Source organism: Bacillus sp. SIMBA_154 (assembly GCF_046536015.1).
In the GTDB taxonomy this organism is placed as follows: Bacteria; Bacillota; Bacilli; order Bacillales; family Bacillaceae; genus Bacillus; species Bacillus pumilus_P.
In genome coordinates, this window is the sequence record NZ_JAWJBV010000127.1 from 1 (window position 1) to 328 (window position 328).

The window sequence follows — 328 nt, forward strand, 5'->3', positions numbered from 1 at the left end:
CGAAACATATTCGAACTTGGCTTCGCCGCACAGGCCATGCCTGAGGCTCGATTTGTCTATATGAAAAGGCACCCCTTAGACGTCGGGCTTTCCCTCCTGTCGAATAATTTCGCTGGCAATACCAATGAGTTCACCAAGTCTCAGGAACGCATTGCTCACTACATTCTACAATCTGAAAAGTCCGCAGATGACATGAAGAGCAAGTTGGGTTGCAGCTTCCGGATGCAGTCCTATCGGGAAATTATCGACAACTCTGAGATGCAACTGAGGGAGATCTTGGCGTTCTTGGAACTCCCCTTGGAAGAAAGCGTTTTTAACCCAGAGGCAT

General features: G+C 48.5%; 1 protein-coding gene. It reads left to right on the forward strand.

What is annotated here, in order from left to right; genetic code table 11:
- Positions 1-328 (forward strand): sulfotransferase (locus R0K30_RS21420; protein WP_410612800.1); only part of this gene is annotated, 328 nt, incomplete at both ends.